Here is a 20,602-nt window from a genome sequence, read left to right as displayed (position 1 = left end):
GCTTCAGTGAATTCAATCCTGAACTACACTCCTCCTTCTAAAATTTTACGCATGCCTTCCGCTTTCAACAGGCATTCCGCGAATTCTTGTCCGGGATCACTCAATGCGGTAATGGCACTTCCGGCGGGGAAATAAATATGTTGATGGCGACTGTTGTAGAGGATACTTCTGATAACCACATTGAAGTCGAAGTCTCCATCGGGTGAAATATATCCCACGGCGCCGGAGTAGAGTCCTCGCCGGAAAATCTCCTGTTCCTCAATGATTTCCATAGCGCTGAATTTGGGTGCGCCGGTCATGGAACCCATCGGAAAAGTAGCGCGGAGGACTTCGGTAAAGGGAAGACCCTCTTTCACCCGGGCTGTAATGGTTGAAATCATCTGGTGGACATGCGCGAAGCTATAGATGCCGAAAAGTTCATCTACCTGCACAGTTCCCCGCTCAGCAATCCGACCCAGATCATTACGGACAAGATCCACGATCATCACATTCTCCGCCCGTTCTTTTGCACTCTCCAGAAGTTGCTTTTTAAGATGTTCGTCAGTGTCAGGATCGGGACTTCGTGCAGCGGTGCCCTTGATGGGTTGAGAGAGGATAAGATCGCCTTCTTTACGCAGAAAGCGCTCCGGACTACAGCAAAGTAACCAGGCATCATTTTCCCGGTAGAGGGCCGCAAAAGGAGATTGTTGTACTTCCTGCATTTTTTTCCAGAGATGTCCCGGAGAAGGAATCTCGCCCCGGAGTTGGAAGGGCAGACAATAATTGATCTCGTAAATGTCGCCCTGGTGGAGATGGTAGAGGAGTTGCTGAACAGCTTGTTGGTAGTTTATTTCAGAGATGATTTCACTTCCCGGCTGCAATTGGAGAGAGGAAGTGTTGTCTAAAGAAGGGTGCTGAAGAATTTCCTGCAGGAGATGTTCCGTTAACCCGGCCTCCTCCGTCTCCTTTTGTGCATGAAGAAATAGCTCCCCCGTAGTCCTGATTCCGCAAACATATTCAGCCACAAAGAAGGAGAGCAATGGAAAGCCGATCTGGTCCTTCCGGTGACTCTGTAATTTTGGCTCGAAAACATTTTTTACATCGTAGCTGATATGACCAAATATCCATTTGCCTTTATGTTGAGAAAGGAAGGTGTCCAGCCCGGAAAGGCCTTCTTTTTCACTGCTAAATACAAACTCTGCCAGCTTACCCCATCCTGCTAAAAGAGAAAAGGAGGAAGGACCGGAGACGCTTCCTTTTCCTGTGTCGAGCACTGAAAAACGCTCGAAGCCGGTGACGTAATCAATGAGTTTATCCCTAAAACTAGCGAGTTCGATCTCGCCTTGCAATAGGGGTTGGGGGTGGACTTTCACGCTGCCAAATTAGAAAATGACCGCTTGCTCACGATTTTTCTTTGGTTTTTACCATGTATTTGATTCCATTGACCTCTGACATTGTACTTTTAGTCGAAAGTGTAGTACTGAACCGCCATAGATGTATTGCAATTTGAATTGTATTTGTTTACATTTACATCGAAATTTAACATTAAACTGAACTTAGACTAAAAGTCCTTACATTAGCACTTCGAAAGAAAACAGCATTGAAATACGGATTACAGAGTGAAAGTACCTCAATAATGTTAAAAATGCCCTACAAACTACGACCTTATACACCAAAACTTACATAAGTAATAACCCCAATCCTGTTTGCTGAAACCTATCTCATCAAACAGAACTAATAAAAAACAGGAAATAGCATGAAAAACAACTACTTACATGCAAATTCGGTAAAGAGTTTCTTCTTAGCACTGATGGTCTTCACGGCTGCTTTGCTGCCGGGTAAATTGAATGCGCAAGCGGTTCTGCAATTGGAATCATTCGAAAGTGCATCTCCCGGTGTGCCACCCATTTTCCCATCTCCCGGATGGAGGCAGCAAAAGTATGCAACAAATATTACAGCTGCATTTTCTGCTCAGGCAGTGGCTACCGCTACCAACCCTGCTCCCGGAGCTTCTCCCGGTGGTGGTACAAATGTGATGATGTTTAATTCCTTTTCCGGATTTAATAATGATACGTCAATAATCATCACCAAACCTTTCGATTTTAGTAATAACGGAGGGGTAAATCCTCAGTTTAGTTTTTATATGTATCGGGATGGCGGATTCCCAGCACAGGATGATCATATTCGTGTGTATGTAAATACCAGTCCGTCCATGACCGGTGCTACCCTTTTAACGAACACCTTAGGTTCGAATCAGATTTTCAGAAGGAATACCGGTACTCCTGCTGCTACAGCAAATACATGGAATCAATACACCTATGATTTACCGGCTTTGACATACAATCAACGCCGCCATTATTTCATTATCATGGGCGTTTGCCGTGATGGTAATAATATTTATCTGGATCAGGTGAGAACAAATACCTATCCTTCCGCAACGAATGCCGCGGACGTCCGTTTTAATATATCTCTTCAAAATGGAGCTTCGGTTGGAACAGGTATTCGTAATCATATGGTGGTTGGAGTTCAGTGTATCATTGCAGGCACAAGTGGATGTGGGGTAGTGAATGGTGCTCTTTCTACTGCAGTAAAATTAGATTCTCTCCTATTTAATACCAACGGTACTACCAACGTACTGGATATAGATGATGCAAAAGTGTACTATACCGGCGGAAGTGTGCAGTTTGATACCAATTATGTATCTCCATTTCCTGCTACAGCCGGTAGCGATGATTATCCCTTCCGAAAATATGGGCAAATTATCGCAGTACCGGGTACCAATCTGGATTTTATAAATGCGGCAACTTCCTGTTTTTATCTGGAATACGATACGACCTATTTCTGGTTAGCCTATGATGTTAAAGCTACGGCTGTCGGTGGTAATTTTGTTGATGCTGACTTTCGCGGTGCATCTGTTGGCGGAACTCCCGGTACTTGTCCTTCACCGGGCGGAACATCAACACCGGTAGTACCTGATCCGACCGGATTCTCTATTGCAGGAGCCAGTCAAATTGACTTACCTTATTGCGTAGGTACTTATACAGTAGGTACCTCCTGGTTGAATGGATCATACACCAATAATGACTATGTACAATCGGTGATTTTAGCCGGAGTGGCTCCAACAGTAATTAATACCAATATTGGTGCCTCCAATAATAACTTCGGACTACCAACAAATCTGGCCTGTTATCCTACCTGTGACTTTACAGCCCATCCACCTGATTATGAATTATGGCCTGCTGTTCCGGGACGTACGGTTGTTCTAACACAAGGTGTTGGATATTCAATTACAGTACAAGCAGGAACATGGTTTTCCAATAACAATATAGCCGCATTTATTGATTATAATCGCGACGGGGATTTTGCAGATTTTGGCGAGAAATTGGGTACTCCTTTTGGAACTCCTAATCAAGTAAATTTATTAGCCAATCAAAGTGCCACAATAGCATTTACAGTTCCGGCCGCCGGATATACCGGTGTAACCCGAATGAGGGTACGTGAAGTTTATGCGAGTTCCAATATTGATCCTTGTGCCCAATATACATTTGGTGAAACAGAAGATTTTACCATTATTATCTCTCCATCATGTCCTGTTGGATATAAGCTTTGGTTAGGAAATACCGACGATTGGAACAACCCTGCCAACTGGTGCGGTGGTGTACCTACCATTACGGATGATGCCGTGATTGATGCCAATCAGGTATTCCCAATAATTCCTGTTGGAACACCAACGCGTCCTTACTTTAAACCTACCATCAAATCCAATATCCTGGCGAATTGTAATAACCTGACCATCTCGGCTAAGGATACCCTGATTGTGAACGCTCCCGCACCTTCTACCAATTCTCTGAAGGTGAGAAAGGATCTGACCAACAACGGTCGAATTACGGTGATCAGCTCCTTTGCCGCCAATGTCACTTATAGTAATGGTACACTGGTAAATAATATCTATACCCCATTCAAAGCGCAAAGTACCGATGCCCGGACACAGATTATTTATACCCAGGCTGAACTTACACTTTCCGGTTTGATCAATGGGGATAAGATTACAGGGTTACGCTACGATGTAGCAACAAAAAACAGCGCTGGAGCTTATTCAGGATTTACAGTAAGTTATGCTTTGGTTCCATTTAATCAACATGCATCTAATGTTCCTTATGCAGGTCCGTTTACCACCGTTTATGGTCCAATTGCCTACTTTACAGTTGCGGGTACAAATACAATTAATCTGACCACACCTATTATTTGGGATGGTTCCAGTAATATTCTGATTCAGTATTGCTTCGATAATGCATCAAACGTTGGACCTGCAGATGATCGAATTAATATCACCCAAACTACAGGTCTGAAGTCAACGTTGATTTTATCTTCAACTACGAATGCTGCTGCGGGATGTGGATTAGTCTTTGGTGCTGGTGTTACTGATAACTTCTTCAGCGGATTGAATTCCTTCCGTCCGAACTTCACCTTCCTGGTAGATCGTCCCTATGGAAAAGCATTGCTGACGATTCAGGAAGACTGGATCAACAATGGTTTCTTCACCCCGGCGTATAGTCGTGTGATCATGGACAGTACGATTGCCCAAACGATTGGCGGTACTCAGTCTACCACCTTTAGCGAACTGCAGTTGAATAAAGGTACGGCTACACAATCCGTTACTTTGCTACGCCCGACTCTCATTGATACTTCCTTGATACTCACACAGGGTTCTATGTTAATGAATACACAAACCCTCACGATGAATAATTCTGCCGTTTCCGGTGGAACAATTCTCGCTCCAACAGGACCTTTTACCCGTACCAATGGATTCCTGATTTCCGAAAGTACAAGTGCGCAAGTAATTTGGAAAAACCTGAACACCCTTGGTTGGAGAAATATTCCATTTGGTAGCTCTGCTACTTCACCGGTATATATTCCGTATTCTGTACAATTAAATTCGTTTACCAATCCAGCAGGATTGGGTGACTTTAGCGTTTCCACATTCTATTCAGCAGGAAATGCCGTGTTACCCCCGGGCGTGACTCACATCAATACAACCGGTGGCTTAAACAATGCGGCTAGTACCGTTGATCGTTTCTGGATAGTTGGAAAAACAGCTCCAAATACACCATCTCCACCTGTTGCTCACTTAACATTCCGGTTTTCAAATGCCGCTCCTACTGAGCGTCCTGGCGGTATGGTGACTGGAGCTAATCCTGGTCGGGCTCAGCCATGGTGGAGTCTTCTTTCTAATCGTGCATGGGTACGTCTGACAACTCCATACACAGCATTTAACTATTACCCTACAATGCAATATGGAGTATTAGGAACGTATGACTCCGTTAGGGTTCAAAACTACAACTGGCCAACATTGCCACCACAAGCTGCTGCTGGCGGAGCTAATCCACTCTACGCTACTACTGGTGGATATATCGGGGATTCAAATCCATGGTCGATATCTTCTAATAATTCCCCTCTCCCTGTTGATCTACTTAACTTCGATGCGGAGAAAGTGGGTAGCAAAGTACGTTTATCCTGGAGCACGGCTTCTGAGGTGAACAATGATTACTTCACCGTGGAGCGTTCCGACAAGACCATGAATGAGTTTAACTTTATTGACAAGGTGAACTCGTACATGAACAACAGCAATATCCTGTTGAACTATGAGTCGTGGGATGAAAGTCCGCTGCAGGGTCTCCAATACTACCGCCTCAAGCAAACAGATCTGGATGGCCAGTATTCCTATTCAGATGTGAAGCCCATTTACTTTGGTGATGGAAAATCATTTGAGATCACTAACGTGTACGGACATACGCAAGCCGATGGACAATTCCAGGTGGAGTTCCTTTATGATAGCGAAATACCACTCACAGCCATCATCACGGATGCCCTGGGTCGTGTTATCTATCAGGAAGAAAACGTTTCCGCAACACCGGGTCTCAACAAGCTCTATGTAAATCAAACCTTACCACGCGGCATGTACTTCATCATCCTGCAAAATCAGGAAAGCAAAGTCAACCGCAAGTTCTTCTACTAAACTACTCTCTTCAATACCAACAGCACGAGCCCCGGATTTCCGGGGCTCGCGTCGTTTAAAGGAATTGATGAGTTGATGAGTTGATGAATTGATGAATGTTTTGAGTTGATGAATGTTTTGAGTTGATGAATTATTGTCCCGAAGCCTCGGGATGATGAATGTTTTGACTCTATGAATATTTTAGGGCGATGGATTATTTGAGTTGATGAATTGTCACAAGCCTTGGCTCGTGAACGCGAGCAAAGTTTGAAACAGCGAGCCTCATTGCCTCGCGAATGAATGTTTTGAGTGGATGAAGGTTATGAATTTGTTTTGATGGAAAACTTCGCTCTCGAACACAGCCACAACGTGGCTGAACATTAACAACATTTGCAACAGCGAGCCTCGTTGCCTCGCGAATGAAAACTTCGCACTCGAGCACAGCCACATCGTGGCTGAACATTAACAACATTTGCAACAGCGAGCCTCGTTGCCTCGCGAATGAAAACTTCGCCCTCGAACACAGCCACAACGTGGCTGAACATTAATACTGGAATGCCGCTCCTCCTGTAAAAGGCCCCACCCGACCGCAGGTCGGGTGGGGCGTGAAAGGGGAACAGGAATTTTTATACAAGGATGCCGCGACTCAATGGGGACAGGATGGTCATCTTTTAAAAAAACATGCTATTCCTTCCGGGAACAGACCATCATTTCGATGATATTTTTAGTCTGAATTAAAGCCTCTTCCCCACAGCAAAAGATAATCGACAATAAATATTTAAAAACGGCTATTCTACTCCGGGTTTCAGAATTTTGTTTGCAAGGTTTTCCGATACCACAAACAAACATATTTTAAAAAGGAACTATGGATGAGATAGAAGATGAAGAATTTATCATAAAAGAGGTCCTTCCCTCTAAATTGGTCAAAACATTTTCCGCGACAATTATCGGTGTGGATGCCACCACCGTGAGTCTGGAAGTGCATGCCGCCCAAGGGCAACCCAAAACATTTTGGTCAGGCCTTCCGGATATTGCAGTGCGCGAAAGTCAATCGCGGATTGAAGCCGCCCTCAAGGTCAACGGTTTTCGTTGGCCCGGCATGCGAATGGTCATCAATCTCGCGCCTGCCGATATCCGAAAAGAAGGTTCGGCCTTTGATCTCCCCATCGCATTGGCCATCCTCGCCGCTTCCGGACAGATTCCCTCGAAACTATTTCCCTCGTTTATGATTATGGGTGAACTCTCGCTCGATGGAAGATTAATGCCTGTACGGGGTGCATTGCCGGTCGCCATTCAAGCACGCAACGAAGGATTTAAAGGCATTATCGTTCCCCATGCCAATGAACTGGAAGCGGCTGTGGTGGATGGCATCGAAGTATACGGAATGGAAAGCCTGAAGGAGGTGATCGGATTCCTTAATGGCTTGTTTCACCATGAGCCCGTGCTCTTCAATCTCAAAGAAACGTTGAAGGCAAAGATGAACCCTGAAATGGATTTTTCAGATGTCAAGGGACAGGAGAATATCAAGCGCGCATTGGAAGTCGCGGCAGCAGGAGGGCATAATGTGATTTTAATTGGTCCGCCGGGAGCGGGTAAAACGATGCTCGCACGTCGCATGCCGGGAATTCTTCCTGAACTCAGCGCGGAAGAAGCATTGGAGACTACAAAGATTCATTCAGTAGCCGGCAAACTCACCCGCGGCCTCGGACTCATTCGCGAGCGACCCTTTCGCGCACCGCATCATACGATCAGCGATGTGGCACTTGTTGGTGGTGGAGGCTATCCGAAGCCGGGAGAGATTTCTCTTGCACATAATGGCGTATTATTCCTGGATGAGCTTCCCGAATTTAAACGCGCTGTGCTGGAGGTGATGCGGCAACCATTGGAGGATAGGAAAGTCACCATTTCCAGAGCGAAGTTTGCCGTAGAATATCCGAGTAGCTTTATGTTGCTCGCCAGTATGAATCCCTGCCCCTGCGGATTCCTCAATCATCCTGAGAAGGATTGTACCTGCGGCTTCGGTGTGGTAGATCGGTATCTGCAGCGGATCTCCGGACCCTTATTGGATCGTATCGACTTGCATATAGAAGTGGTACCTGTTCCTTTCAGAGAACTGCATACCCAGCGCACATCAGAGCCGAGTGCCGTTATTCGGGAAAGAGTAATGCGGGCAAGAGAAATTCAATCTGAACGATTCAAAGAGGCCGATGGAGTTCATTGCAACGCGATGATGAGCAGCCGGCAGATTCGCGAGCATTGCCGCATCGATGAAGCCGGATCGCAACTCATGAAATCCGCCATGGAACGCCTCGACCTCAGCGCCAGAGCCTACGACCGCATCCTGAAAGTAGCCCGTCCCATCGCGGATATGGATGACAGTATTGCCGTTCACAATGAACATCTCTCAGAAGCCATCAATTACCGCAGTATGGATCGCGCAAATTGGGGGAAATAATTGTTGTAGCGACAGGTCGCGACCTGTCACCTATGCAAGATGATAAATAACAGATAAACAATAGATTACAATTTGGAGGACGCAATTTGCGTCCTCCAAATTGTAACAATTTAAAAAACAAAACATTATGAGTAATTTAATACTAATTCCAGATGAAAGCATCATCAGTCAAATTTATTTGATCCGTGAGCAGAAAGTAATGATCGATAGAGATCTTGCCCTTTTGTATGGAGTAGAAACAAAACGACTGAAAGAGGCGGTCCGCAGAAATGCAGCAAGATTTCCGGTGGATTTTATGTTTGAAATGGACAATAGAGAATTTGAGATATGGCGGCGTGAACATGTAAGTGATGATGATGACCGGAAAATAGTAGCGACAGGTCGCGACCTGTCACCAAGCAGTAAAACGTAATTTAGATATTTTTCCCAAACATTTTATGTTTGAAATGTCTGATGATGAATTCAAAAATTGGAGGTCACAATTTGTGACCTCCAATTTCGCGGATAAAATGGGATTGCGCCATAAGCCTTTCTGTTTTACAGAACATGGTGTTTTACAAAGTGCATCTGTGCTTAAAAGTAACAGGGCAAAACAAATGAGTATTCGTATCATAGAAGTTTTCATTAAGATGCGTGAGCTGCTGATGACCCATAAAGATATTTTGTTAAAGATGGAAGCAATGGAAAAGCAAGTAGAGAATAACAGTGTAGATATCCAAAATATTTTTCAGGCATTAAAACAACTGCTCACTCCGCCGACTACACCCGCTCGCAAAATCGGGTATAGGTGAAGTCGAGTTATTTTTTGCAAGACAACACTTCAAACGCCGCGGTCGCTGCGTCGCGAAGTCTCGCGATCGCTGCGTTTACCTGTTCAGCAGAAGTGGTGTAGAGGTTGCTGCATACTATTCCACCATGAGTTTCCCGCGCGTAAATAAACCGGAAGGTGTCATGACTTCATAAAAGTAGATACCACTGTTTAATTTATTACGCTGAATTCGGATAGCCGGACTGTTAGAGGTGCTAACAGAAACGGTTTTTCCTTTTACATCCGTTAGGGTTAAATAGTAATTGCCGGTTTCATTGGTTTTAATCGTCAGGATTGCCTCTGTATCGAAAGGGTTGGGTTGTACGTAGGAGAACAGCGTTTCAGCCGCCGGAGTGTCGGTGATGCCGGTAAACCCGGTGATGGTATTGGAAGTACTGTTCGTAATGACCGGGACGTTGTAATCAAAGTAGATAGCGGCTGCATTTTGAATCACCGTATTCATTGGCAATCCCGCCACCGGTAGAATGCTGAATTGCACCAGGCCGTGACTGTTAGGTTCATCCGTTGTACTGTCGGGTAAAAGAATTTGATCAAAACGGAATTCAAGAACATTACCATTTTTTATAGTCCTGGTCACCGGATGACTAGCACTGATAAATTGAAACGAATTCAGATCAAGGAAGGGACTAATGGTATCCCGTATAATAACTGTAAAGGCTGTATCGTTCCCGGTGTTCTGGAAATTGATTTGATATTTTAGCAGTTCCTGATGTCCAATATTGCCCGTTGGTTCAACGGTTTTATTGTTCGGATCAAAGGAAGCCTGAACGAGAGGATAACAATACGCATAGTTGTTCATCGGAACGGAATCTCCCGCTAAGGGATAGGCCACAGCACTGTTATTTAAAACAGTTCCTGCCGGAGTTGCAGAATTCAATTCGGTATTCATTAAGTACTGAATAGCTTCTCCCGGCTTCAGATTGGTGTAGGAAAATGTCAACGTGTTGCCATTGATGCTTTGTGGAGTCGAACCTGATAAGTAATTGAGGTTGTTGTCTAATGTAACCGTGGCAATATCACTGACTGTATCCGTGCCATTGTTTTTTACGACCAGAAAATAATTTGGCCGCGAGCCCGGGCGGTGCATGGTGGCATTCAATGAGGCGCTGATATCAGTGATGCCGGGCAGCATTTTAACTCCGAAATGGAGAGTGTCAATAGTTTGTCCGAAGGGAGTAACAATTTTTGGTGAAGGCGTCGACGTTATGATCCAATAAGGTTTGGGTTGCAATTGAATGGTGTAGGTAGGCGTATTACCGAAATAACGGAACCGGTAAATGCCTGAGGTATCCGTATCCATGGCAATGGCATTGGGATCTGCTTTAAGTGATTCATCCGGAAGGGTGGGTTCATTGGCTTGTTGTGTACCATTGCTGTTTTTATCCCAAAATACTTTTCCGCTAAGCTGACCTGAAATTAAAACATTGTTCAGGTCCAATCGAAAACAACCAAAAACATAGCCATTCAGATAAAGATAATCTGCATCGTGGGTCATCTCCTTCGGTTGGGTACAATAGGTGGTAGTGTCCATTCTTAAGCCGGCATTAATCGGTATCCATTTGTTATTGCTGTAAGAACTGATATATACTCCTCTGTTAAATGTGGGGTTGGAAAAGAAATACAAGGTGTCAATAATCCGGATTTCACCCGGTAGATTACTCGTAGGATTTACACCGCTGGTCAGTAGATTCCACGTAGCACCGGCATCGTAGGATCTGTAAATTTTACTGTAATTAAAGCAGGTGATAATGGTATCTTGAGTAATGGTAAAATCAACAACACGTTTTTCAATCGCGCTCAGGGCATTGTTGAGTACCGTCCAGCTGATTCCGGAATCTGCCGACATGAATAATCCACCCGGAGTGCCTGCATATAGTTTATGCTGATGCCAGCGTAATTTAGAAACTGTACTCGTTGTAAATCCGTTATTCGCTGCGATCCAGGTGAGCCCACTGTCAAGCGATTTATAGACACCGCTGTTGGTGGTAGCCAGATACAATTCGGTGTTTCCTTTTATCATATCATTGGGGGAATAGGTGGAAGAGGGCAACCCGCTTGTAATTTTACTCCACGTGTTTGCATTATCGGAACTTCGGTATAAGCCGGAGTCCGTTCCTGCGAAATAAGTCGCGCCATTGCTGCTTATAAATCGACTGGTACTTCCCTTTGAAGCGAATCCTGTTCCTATCGCAGTCCAGGTATCTCCCCGGTCAGAGGATCGCAGGAGTGTGGCGTTGTTTACTTCAGAAGTGTAGAGAAAATTATCAGCGGGATTGTAATTGTACCTGCTGAGATTCGATAATGCAGTTAAACCGTTATTTCGAATACTAAACGTTTGACCAAGATCCTGTGTGAGATAAAATTTATAAGAACCCAGCCATAGGTCGCCGTTGTTTTCAAACAGCACTCCATATCCGGAAGTGTTCGGAGTTAAAAAGCCGGGCAGGACCATCAAGGACCAGGTAATTCCATCCGTAGATTCATAAATACCCGAACTGGAACTTATAAAAATTTTATTGCCAGCTGTCACCATGTTATTGATTGTGTATGGATAAGGTCCGGGAATAGTACCATTGGAGAAATTTGCTCCTCCGTTAGTAGAATACCGGAAGGGGTTTGACGTGTTGGGCAATGCCCCCACCCAGGTGTTGTTTAACTTACCGAGTTTGACTGAATTGTTTACACCCGGACTTAACCCCGATACGAGGTTAAATGAAAGACCATTGTCAATGGAGCGTACCGTATTGGTGCTGTTGTTGATGAGAATGGTATCTCCATCCTGAATCATATCATTAATATACTGATTGGAAAGAAGCAATTGCCAGGATTTACCATCATCTGCAGAGCGATAAACTTTGTAGTTAACGCCACCAATACCGCAATAGATATAGTCAGGTGTTGCATACAATTTATAATAGGGTAGAGTAGGGTCGACACCCAATTTACTTCCAACGGGCATTTCAGCCCCTGCTTTTTCCCAGGTATTTCCAAAATCATTGGAGACATACAATCCATAAAACCAACAAGCCGCAAAAACCTTATTGCCTTTTACAGCCAGACCTTTGATCGTAAATTCCGGAAGCCCTTGTACTTCTTCCCAGTTTAAACCATTATCTGCTGTTCGGAAAAGCCCCGTAGAGGTTGCTGCAAATAAATAAGGCGACTGAAATGCCATTGCTACAACGCCACCATAAGCAGGACCCTTGGTTCGTTCCCATTGAGCCTTCGCAGGGGTAGAGAAGATAAAAAGTAATAGTGTTAAGAGATATAGAATCGATTTCATGAAGCAACTGTTTTATAAATTGACAATAGAAATCAAATATAGGAAAATAGGCGATCAAGGAGTGTGGATACGAATTTTTAATCCTACCGGAAAGCATCCGTTTTTACGAACATCCTGCAACAAGTATGATCTCAGAATAGAAATTTTCAATAGACTATGATTTCCTCTTTTAAACCTACCTGCGCCAAGGCTTCAGCAGGCAGGCGCACCGTTCGCAACATCGCGAAGTCTCACTATCACCGCGTTCATTGCGTTTACCTATTCCACAGAAGCGGAGTAGAGTTTTCTGCATTTTATTCCAATTGTTTTTCCCGGATTTTTTATTCTTCATCTACACCAACAGAAAGAAATCCTTTTCACCTTTCATGAAATTCCATAACTTCGCTTATCGTCCAACAGCATGGTGAAGGAAAACTACAATATCGGAAATAGCCGTAGCAAGACCGGCACTCCACCATTCCCTGACCCCCACAAATGGGTTAACCGGGTCAATTCGATCTCGTATATCCAGAAACAGGATGGTAGCCTGACGGAAAACGGATACCGATTCGGATTTAATGGGATGGAGAAAGATGATGAAGTGAAAGGAGTTGGGAATAGTTTAGATTTTGGAGCGAGGATTTATGATTCGAGGATAGGAAGGTTTTTGAGTATAGATCCATTAGCGAGTGAATTTCGCGGATACTCAAATTATAGTTTTTCTATCAATAATCCAATTCAGTATATTGATAAAGATGGTTTGTATCCAATAGTTCCTGAAGTTACTGGAGTTAAGACATTAATTCAAGTTCTCAGTAGTGCAAATGTTAAGGATCTTGCGAGTTTTACTGCATATTACGGAGGATCTAGTAATCTTAGTGTTGATGGAAAAAACACTGGCAACAAGAGATATCTATATTCTAAGTCAAACGGTTGGATAGATTTGCGTCATGTATCAAACGCAGCATTAGCAACCGACAAATGGTATATAACCGGTGCTCAAGTTTTAAGAGAAGGAGAAGATACAGAGCAAGCCCAAGAAAAGTATGACCATTCATATGCTTGGTCATATGAAGATCTTGTCTCTAATAAATTAGGAGTTGAATTTGAATCATATTTAGAAGATAATAAAGGAGAGTTTCTAGTTGTATTGCAAAAATTCTTGTATGATAAAGGATTTGTTGATAATCCTATGGAGGTAGCTCCAAACCATAATGAAATTCCATATAGCTACCCAATGGATTCTAACACTCTCCCGCCTGCAACTAATAAAACCTATGTTCCATTATATACAATACCTGAAACAAGCGATAAGAAACAATCAGAAAAAACAGATGAAAATGTAAAAAATAATAATGCAACTAAATAAATGTTATGATACATGTTTTAAGAAATAAATACACTTATACTTTACTGATGTTTTTTATTGCTGTTTTTGTTTCAGATCGCATGGTAAGAAATGAATTTAATTTATTCAATTTCAATATATATACTATGTTACTTGGATTATGTTTAGAAATAATAGTATTGGTATTTTCGAAGAAGTTTTGTGGAAATTTACAATGGAGAACAGCCAGTATATCATCTATAATAATTATTTGCATGTTCTTTCTGTCAAATCCAATCGCAAGTAGGTTAAATGAATATAATAAGTATACTATCACAAAAATATCCTTACCTTTTAATGACAACTCAATCCTTTTATTTTATGGAATATTTCCAACAATTTTAGATATTGGATCAAATACGGAAATAAAGATTAATGGACTAAGTGGCTCAATGTACAGTTATAATATTAAAAGTAAAAAATGGAAAATTGATGGTTAGTTAAAAATAATAATAATTAGTTCAGCGAACAAGTTGTACTGACTCAAGTGGAAACTCAATAGTTTAGAATATCCATTTTGAGTTGGTTTTTTATAAATATTTATATTTATGAATTTATCTTTATTATTGACAATTAATTTCTCATGATTTTAAAAATTGGTTAGATATTAAATCTTTATTTCAAAGTGGAACTATGTTAGTTCTTTTCATGATTTAATCCAACTTAATGATGTCAATTTATACCCTCTCCCAGAATAATTAAATATAGGTTTATTATCTAAGCTGGTGATTAATCCATTCGAAGCAATTCATAGCATGCATATACCTTAAGCCTTATTACAATAATCCCAATTCTCCCCTCCATTAAAACCCGCCCCCAAACCCCGTATTTACTGGCAAGGAGTTTTGGATTTGCCCGTTTGAAAATAAATACTGACCTTAGATGGATGAATGCACAGAGTAGAACCGGGATGAGAAGTGTGTATGCCGTTAGGGAAAACGGATACCGATTCGCCTTTAATGGGAAGGAGAAGGATGATGAAGTGAAAGGAGTTGGGAATTGGTATAATTATGGATTACGATCATATGACCCAAGAATAGGATGACCAACTTCGATTGATCCACTCACTAAACAATTTCCTGAATTATCACCTTACCAGTTTTATCACAACAATCCGATTAGGAATGTTGATTTAGACGGTGCAGAAGGATTACCAAATGAAATATTTAATGCTGCCGCTAGAGCTGGGAAAACTGTTTTGCAAAAAGCAACTGATTATGTCATTGGCAAAGTAGTAGATATCACTATTGATTATGCGGCAGAAAAAACTGCAGAAAAAATAAAAGAGAAAACTACACCTGAACAACAACAAGTAATTGGTTTAACAGGATGTTTCATATTAGGTGTAGGAGACGAGCATAAATACTATGGACCTGATGATCCAATAACAAAGTCATTACGAGACGCTCCTAAAGTTAATGAAGCAAGAAAAATGTTTTTAGATAAAAATGCAGCCAATATTAATAATGGGATGCGATTAGAACCATTAACGGAATTTGGTGGATCATTTGGTCTTATTGGTTTGGCTAAAGCAGGACTTGATATTTCAGAACAATTTGTCGGAAGCATGGATATTAATATATATCCAAGTGAAGATGGAAAAACTGCAACTTTTGTGATAAATAATTCTACCAGCTACGAGTCTGCTACATATCGTATGGGTACATCCTATGAGCGCGGAGAACGCTCTAATGATGCTTTTTCTACTACTCGACAAACTTATACATTTTCAGAACCTATTTCTAAAGCTGTAGAAAATAAATGAATTATTTCAAATTAATAAATCGTTTGATTGTTCTTTTTATTTTTACTGGATGCCTGTTTGACGGTGGAAGTAAAAGGAAAATTGTTGGCGAATATTATTTGCATAGATGGGAAGGCGGTGCTCCATTCTACATAGTAGATATATGGGGTAAGACAGAGGGAGGTGGACTAATTAAAGGAACAGTTAAAGAGATAGGATGGAATGACGATTATATTTTTGTATCTCGCAAATCTACCTTCGGAGGTGATCCAGATGGCTGGATGATTATTTATGTATCTGAAGATAAAATAACAGGTCCGTTTACTGCGGTTCAATTTGAAAGGGAGAGAAAATTATTATTAGGTAACCAATCAATCAAAATATTTGAACCAGACAAAATCTGGGAGATGTTAAAATAAGGTGTAGGTCTATTTCAAAGTGTTCACTGTTACCATACTGTTCAAAATAAAATAGTTAAAAGGTGCTTCTCCCTCCCATTAAAACCCAACCTAAAACCCCATATTTACTGGCAAGGAGTTTTGCATTTGCCCGTTTGAAAATAAATACTGACCTTAGATGGATGCTTGCTCAGAGTAGAACCGGGATGAGAAGAGTGTGTGCCGTTAAGGAAAACGGATACCGATTCATATTTAATGGACAAGAGCGGACGTATGAAACCAATGGAATAGGTAATCAAAACGTTGCTTTGTTTTGTGAGTATGTACACGTTACTCTGAAACCACCTTTAATCCAACAATAGACCCTATTAAAGTCGTTATAAAAAGCAATCGTAAAAAGGTGGCCGGTTCTTTAAATATCAATATTCCTATCAATGCAGTTCCAACAGCGCCTATGCCTGTCCAAACCGCGTAGGCTGTTCCGATAGGTAAAGTTTGAGTGGCTTTCACCAACAGCACCATACTTAAAGCCAGAGCAAGAATAAACCCTGTATACCAGAGGTACATTTCATTTCCGGAAGCGTCTTTCGCTTTTCCTAAGCAAAATGCAAATGTCACTTCAAATAATCCGGCAATAATTAAAATGATCCAGTTCATTATTTATTTGGTTTCTAAAATCTTGGTTGTCTTGATGTAGTTTTTGTTCCGGGTTATAATTTTTTGTCTATGGTTACTTACTTCTTTTGGAAATTTTTCACCAATATTAACAATACCCTTCAAGCAAAATTACAGCATAGAAATGACAGGATAAACACAATGGAAAAATAAGAAAAATGGGCTGCTTAGCCTTGACGCCTATGCGATAGCTATCTGGACTAACTTCTACCTTGTCGTGTTCATAGGAATTATCCTTTTTTAACCCCACCTGCGCTAAAGCTTCGGTCGGCAGGCACGGAGGAGCGGAGGATGCACGGAGTTTCACGGAGACTTCTTCGCTAACTGTGTGCGCCAAAGCTTAAGTGAAGGCGTACTTTGTGATCCAAAGCTTAAGCGACAGATTAAGCTACGAAGTCCAAAGGGCTGGCGCTATGATGAGGACTAGATAAAATTTTTAATTCTGAACCTGCCTGCCGAAGCCTCGGCGCAGGCAGGTTCTGCATTCTGCATTCTGAATTAACCCTCCACCATCGCCCCGTGGCAGGACTTATACTTCTTCCCGGAGCCGCAAGGACAAGGTTCATTTCTACCAACCTTGTTCTCCACGCGAACCGGCTCATGCTTAACAGGAGGAGGTGGTCCCTGCGGAAGTACATCACCGTTAGGCGCGCCGGTAGAGGAGACGTTTTGCTTAAACTCATCGTGCGTCGTGCGCAACTTACTCATATCCGTCCGTTGTGGTTGTGGTGCCTGCTTCACTTGCTGTGGTTCCTCAATCGCTACCTGTCCCTTGAATAAGAACGACATGGTATCGCGGTTGACTTCTTCCAGCATTTTCTTGAAGAGTTCAAACGACTCAAATTTGTAAATCAACAGCGGATCTTTTTGCTCATACACTGCATTCTGTACACTCTGCTTTAAATCGTCCATCTCGCGTAAATGCTCCTTCCAGGCATCGTCAATTAAGGCCAATGCGATATTGCGCTCAAAGGCACGAATCATCTCCAGCCCCTGCGAGTCATACGACTTCTTCAAATGCGCCAACACCTGAACCATACGGATGCCATCGCTGAATGGAACTACAATATTCTCAAATTGCTGCCCCTGCTGTTCGTACACCTGTTTGATGATCGGGAACGCACGCTCGGCTATGAACTTCGATTTGTTGCGGTAATGTTCATCGAGGAAAGTGAATAAAGTTTCTGTCAGTGCTTCTGTCTTCCCTGCAAGAAATTCATCTTTTGCTATCGGCGTTTCTACCGCGAAGTAGCGAATGAGATCAAGATTGAAATTGTCAAAGTCGCGCGACTCCTGATGGCTGATGATCATGTTCTCCCCAAGATCATACAACATATTCTGTAAGTCAAGCGCAAGTCGTTCTCCGTACAAGGCATGTCGTCGCTTCTTGTAAATCACTTCACGTTGTGCATTCATCACGTCATCGTACTCGAGCAAACGTTTACGCGTTCCGAAGTGATTCTCCTCGATCTTACGTTGCGCGCGCTCTATACTCTTGGTGATCATACTGTGCTGAATGACTTCGCCTTCCTTGAGACCCATACGGTCCATCAGACTGGCGATACGATCCGATCCAAATAAACGCATCAGATTATCTTCCAGCGAAACAAAGAACTGTGAAGAACCCGGATCTCCTTGTCGTCCGGAACGTCCGCGTAACTGTCGGTCCACACGGCGTGATTCGTGGCGCTCTGTACCAATGATGGCTAAACCACCTGATTCTTTAACACCTTCTCCTAACTTGATATCCGTACCACGACCGGCCATGTTGGTAGCAATGGTAACGGTACCGGCTTGCCCCGCTTGCGCTACAATCTCCGCTTCACGTTGATGCAGTTTTGCATTCAGTACATTGTGCTTGATCTTCCGTTGTCCCAGCATCCGGCTGAGTAACTCGGATACCTCTACAGACGTTGTACCCACCAATACCGGTCTTCCCGCTTCGGTGAGTTTTACAATTTCATCAATGACGGCATTGTATTTCTCACGTGTGGTTTTATACACCAGATCTTCTTCGTCTTTACGCGTGATCTTTCGATGTGTAGGAATGACAACAACATCTAATTTATAAATCTGCCAGAACTCGCCCGCTTCCGTCTCTGCTGTACCGGTCATACCGGCGAGCTTATGATACATACGGAAATAATTTTGCAAGGTCACCGTAGCGTACGTTTGTGTAGCTGCTTCTACCTTAACATTCTCTTTCGCTTCAATGGCCTGGTGTAATCCGTCACTGTAACGTCGTCCGTCGAGTACACGTCCGGTTTGCTCATCAACAATTTTAATCTTGCCTTCCTGAATGATGTATTCCACATCCTTCTCATAAAGAGTATAGGCACGCAACAATTGATTGATGGTATGAATGCGTTCTCCTTTGATGGAAAAATCGCGGAGCAATTCATCTTTTTTAATTATTTTCTCCTCGGCAGTCATCCCCGACTTCTCAATATCCGCCATCACGGATCCTACATCCGGTAATTCGAAGAAATGCGGATCACTTGCATTATGACCGATGAGGTCAACACCTTTCTCCGACAATTCAATGCTATGATTTTTTTCGTCGATCACAAAAAACAATTCCGGATCCACTTTCTCCCGCATCTGCCGGCCCTGCTCAGCCATGTATTGGTTTTCCGTTTTCTGCAACAAGGCGCGTACTCCCGGTTCACTGAGGAATTTTATCAATGCTCTATGCTTCGGCATTCCTCTATGCGCACGAAGAATGGATAAACCTACTTCGTCCTGCTTATCTTTATTGTCGAAATTTTTCTTTGCATCCGCTATCAGTGAATTCACATAATTCCGTTGTGCATTGACAAGTATTTCTACTTTTGGTTTCAAGGCATGAAATTCCTGGTCGTTCCCTTTTGGTGTTGGTCCGGAAATAATCAATGGGGTTCGGGCATCATCAATCAATACAGAATCGACCTCATCCACGATAGCATAATGATGTTCGCGTTGTACAATATCTTCCGGACTTCGCGCCATGTTATCACGCAGATAATCGAAACCAAATTCATTGTTGGTTCCGTAGGTGATGTCGGCTAAATAGGCTTTCCGGCGTTCCGGAGAGTTCGGCTGATGTTTATCGATACAGTCAACAGTAAGACCTAAAAATTCGAAGATAGGTCCATTCCATTCCGAGTCCCTTTTCGCCAGGTAATCATTTACGGTAACGATATGCACTCCTCTGCCTGCGAGGGCATTCAGATAGATGGGCAGGGTGGCGACCAATGTCTTTCCTTCTCCCGTGGCCATTTCTGAAATTTTCCCCTGATGCAAAACGGTACCACCAATAAGCTGTACATCGTAATGCAACATTTCCCAGCTCGTTTCATTTCCTGCTGCCATCCATACTTTCTTGTAAGTAGCAGTGTCGCCGTTGATAACCACACTATTGCGTTTGGCTGCAAGGTCTCGGTCATGTGGGGTAGCAGTAACGGTGAGGTCGCCTGTTTCTTTAAAGCGCCGTGCAGTTTCCTTCACCACCGCAAAAGCCTGGGCGTGAATTTCCATCAGCACCTCTTCGATTTTTGTATTGCGCTCTTTCTTCAGCTCATCTACACGGGCAAAAATGCGCTCCTTTTCATGAAGATCAATGTCCGTGTTGTTTTCGGCAGAGGCTGCTAAATCAGTTAATTCCTGCTCAACACCGGCAATATGGTTTTGAATCTGCTCGCGAAAAGCTATCGTCTTGGCTCTTAACTCATCATTGCTGATAGAAGACAGCTTAACATATTCAGCATTAATTTTTTCTACAAACGGAAGTAGTTCCTTCAGGTCGCGATCAGATTTGCTGCCCAGGAAGGTTTTAAGTAATTTATTGATAAAATCAAACATGGTTTTATGGGGAATTCAGAGAAGTGCAAAGGTAGGCT

At 42.8% G+C, this 20,602-nt stretch carries 12 protein-coding genes; 8 read left to right on the top strand and 4 right to left on the bottom strand.

Annotation, left to right across the window (positions count from 1 at the left end):
• Positions 1-23: 23 nt before the first annotated feature.
• A complete protein-coding gene (locus IPJ86_02685) occupies positions 24-1,352 on the bottom strand; it encodes an anthranilate synthase component I family protein (GenBank protein MBK7886232.1) in 1,329 nt (442 codons plus the stop codon).
• 383 nt (positions 1,353-1,735) lie between these two features.
• On the opposite strand from IPJ86_02685, the gene IPJ86_02680 reads away from it, so the two are divergent.
• The 4 genes from IPJ86_02680 to IPJ86_02665 all read left to right on the top strand — a co-directional run bounded on the left by IPJ86_02680 (position 1,736) and on the right by IPJ86_02665 (position 9,220).
• Positions 1,736-5,995 (top strand): hypothetical protein, encoded by a 4,260-nt coding sequence (locus tag IPJ86_02680; protein ID MBK7886231.1) that lies wholly within the window; start codon positions 1,736-1,738, stop codon positions 5,993-5,995.
• Positions 5,996-6,839: 844 nt separating this feature from the next.
• Positions 6,840-8,429, top strand: coding sequence for a YifB family Mg chelatase-like AAA ATPase (locus IPJ86_02675; protein ID MBK7886230.1), 1,590 nt, complete (start codon positions 6,840-6,842; stop codon positions 8,427-8,429).
• A 127-nt stretch (positions 8,430-8,556) separates the two neighbouring features.
• Positions 8,557-8,841 carry an ORF6N domain-containing protein gene (locus IPJ86_02670; GenBank protein MBK7886229.1) on the top strand — a complete coding sequence of 95 codons (285 nt, stop codon included), beginning with the start codon at positions 8,557-8,559 and terminating at the stop codon, positions 8,839-8,841.
• Positions 8,842-8,848: 7 nt separating this feature from the next.
• Complete coding sequence (locus tag IPJ86_02665; protein MBK7886228.1) at positions 8,849-9,220, top strand: ORF6N domain-containing protein; 372 nt, start codon at positions 8,849-8,851, stop codon at positions 9,218-9,220.
• Positions 9,221-9,334: 114 nt separating this feature from the next.
• Here IPJ86_02665 and IPJ86_02660 read toward each other — a convergent pair whose 3' ends face one another.
• Positions 9,335-12,541, bottom strand: a complete 3,207-nt coding sequence (locus IPJ86_02660; protein MBK7886227.1) for a T9SS type A sorting domain-containing protein — start codon at positions 12,539-12,541, stop codon at positions 9,335-9,337.
• A 400-nt stretch (positions 12,542-12,941) separates the two neighbouring features.
• Between IPJ86_02660 and IPJ86_02655 the strand changes: the two genes are divergently transcribed.
• The 4 genes from IPJ86_02655 to IPJ86_02640 all read left to right on the top strand — a co-directional run bounded on the left by IPJ86_02655 (position 12,942) and on the right by IPJ86_02640 (position 16,070).
• Positions 12,942-13,889 carry a hypothetical protein gene (locus tag IPJ86_02655; protein ID MBK7886226.1) on the top strand — a complete coding sequence of 316 codons (948 nt, stop codon included), beginning with the start codon at positions 12,942-12,944 and terminating at the stop codon, positions 13,887-13,889.
• A 904-nt stretch (positions 13,890-14,793) separates the two neighbouring features.
• Positions 14,794-14,952: a hypothetical protein gene (locus tag IPJ86_02650; protein ID MBK7886225.1), complete on the top strand. Its 159-nt coding sequence runs from the start codon at positions 14,794-14,796 to the stop codon at positions 14,950-14,952.
• A gap of 153 nt (positions 14,953-15,105) precedes the next feature.
• Positions 15,106-15,672 (top strand): hypothetical protein, encoded by a 567-nt coding sequence (locus tag IPJ86_02645; GenBank protein ID MBK7886224.1) that lies wholly within the window; start codon positions 15,106-15,108, stop codon positions 15,670-15,672.
• Positions 15,669-16,070 (top strand): hypothetical protein, encoded by a 402-nt coding sequence (locus IPJ86_02640; GenBank protein MBK7886223.1) that lies wholly within the window; start codon positions 15,669-15,671, stop codon positions 16,068-16,070. Before IPJ86_02645 ends, IPJ86_02640 begins: the two co-directional genes overlap by 4 nt.
• Positions 16,071-16,379: 309 nt before the next feature.
• Here IPJ86_02640 and IPJ86_02635 read toward each other — a convergent pair whose 3' ends face one another.
• Positions 16,380-16,706, bottom strand: a complete 327-nt coding sequence (locus IPJ86_02635) for a multidrug efflux SMR transporter (protein MBK7886222.1) — start codon at positions 16,704-16,706, stop codon at positions 16,380-16,382.
• A 516-nt stretch (positions 16,707-17,222) separates the two neighbouring features.
• The gene (gene secA, locus IPJ86_02630; GenBank protein MBK7886221.1) at positions 17,223-20,564 is read right to left on the bottom strand and encodes a preprotein translocase subunit SecA; all 3,342 of its coding nucleotides are present in this window, start codon (positions 20,562-20,564) and stop codon (positions 17,223-17,225) included.
• Positions 20,565-20,602 lie beyond the last annotated feature (38 nt).

Source organism: Bacteroidota bacterium (genome assembly GCA_016713925.1).
Taxonomy (GTDB): Bacteria; Bacteroidota; Bacteroidia; order AKYH767-A; family OLB10; genus JAJTFW01.
This window is presented reverse-complemented; position numbering and strand designations above follow the sequence as displayed.

Bases quoted from the DNA above. Each gene is read 5' to 3' on its own strand.
- IPJ86_02680 (MBK7886231.1), top strand. From the start codon at position 1,736: ATGAAAAACAACTACTTACATGCAAATTCGGTAAAGAGTTTCTTCTTA.
- IPJ86_02675 (MBK7886230.1), top strand. From the start codon at position 6,840: ATGGATGAGATAGAAGATGAAGAATTTATCATAAAAGAGGTCCTTCCC.
- IPJ86_02670 (MBK7886229.1), top strand. From the start codon at position 8,557: ATGAGTAATTTAATACTAATTCCAGATGAAAGCATCATCAGTCAAATT.
- IPJ86_02660 (MBK7886227.1), bottom strand. From the start codon at position 12,541: ATGAAATCGATTCTATATCTCTTAACACTATTACTTTTTATCTTCTCT.
- IPJ86_02655 (MBK7886226.1), top strand. From the start codon at position 12,942: ATGGTGAAGGAAAACTACAATATCGGAAATAGCCGTAGCAAGACCGGC.
- IPJ86_02650 (MBK7886225.1), top strand. From the start codon at position 14,794: ATGAATGCACAGAGTAGAACCGGGATGAGAAGTGTGTATGCCGTTAGG.
- IPJ86_02640 (MBK7886223.1), top strand. From the start codon at position 15,669: ATGAATTATTTCAAATTAATAAATCGTTTGATTGTTCTTTTTATTTTT.
- IPJ86_02635 (MBK7886222.1), bottom strand. From the start codon at position 16,706: ATGAACTGGATCATTTTAATTATTGCCGGATTATTTGAAGTGACATTT.
- secA (MBK7886221.1), bottom strand. From the start codon at position 20,564: ATGTTTGATTTTATCAATAAATTACTTAAAACCTTCCTGGGCAGCAAA.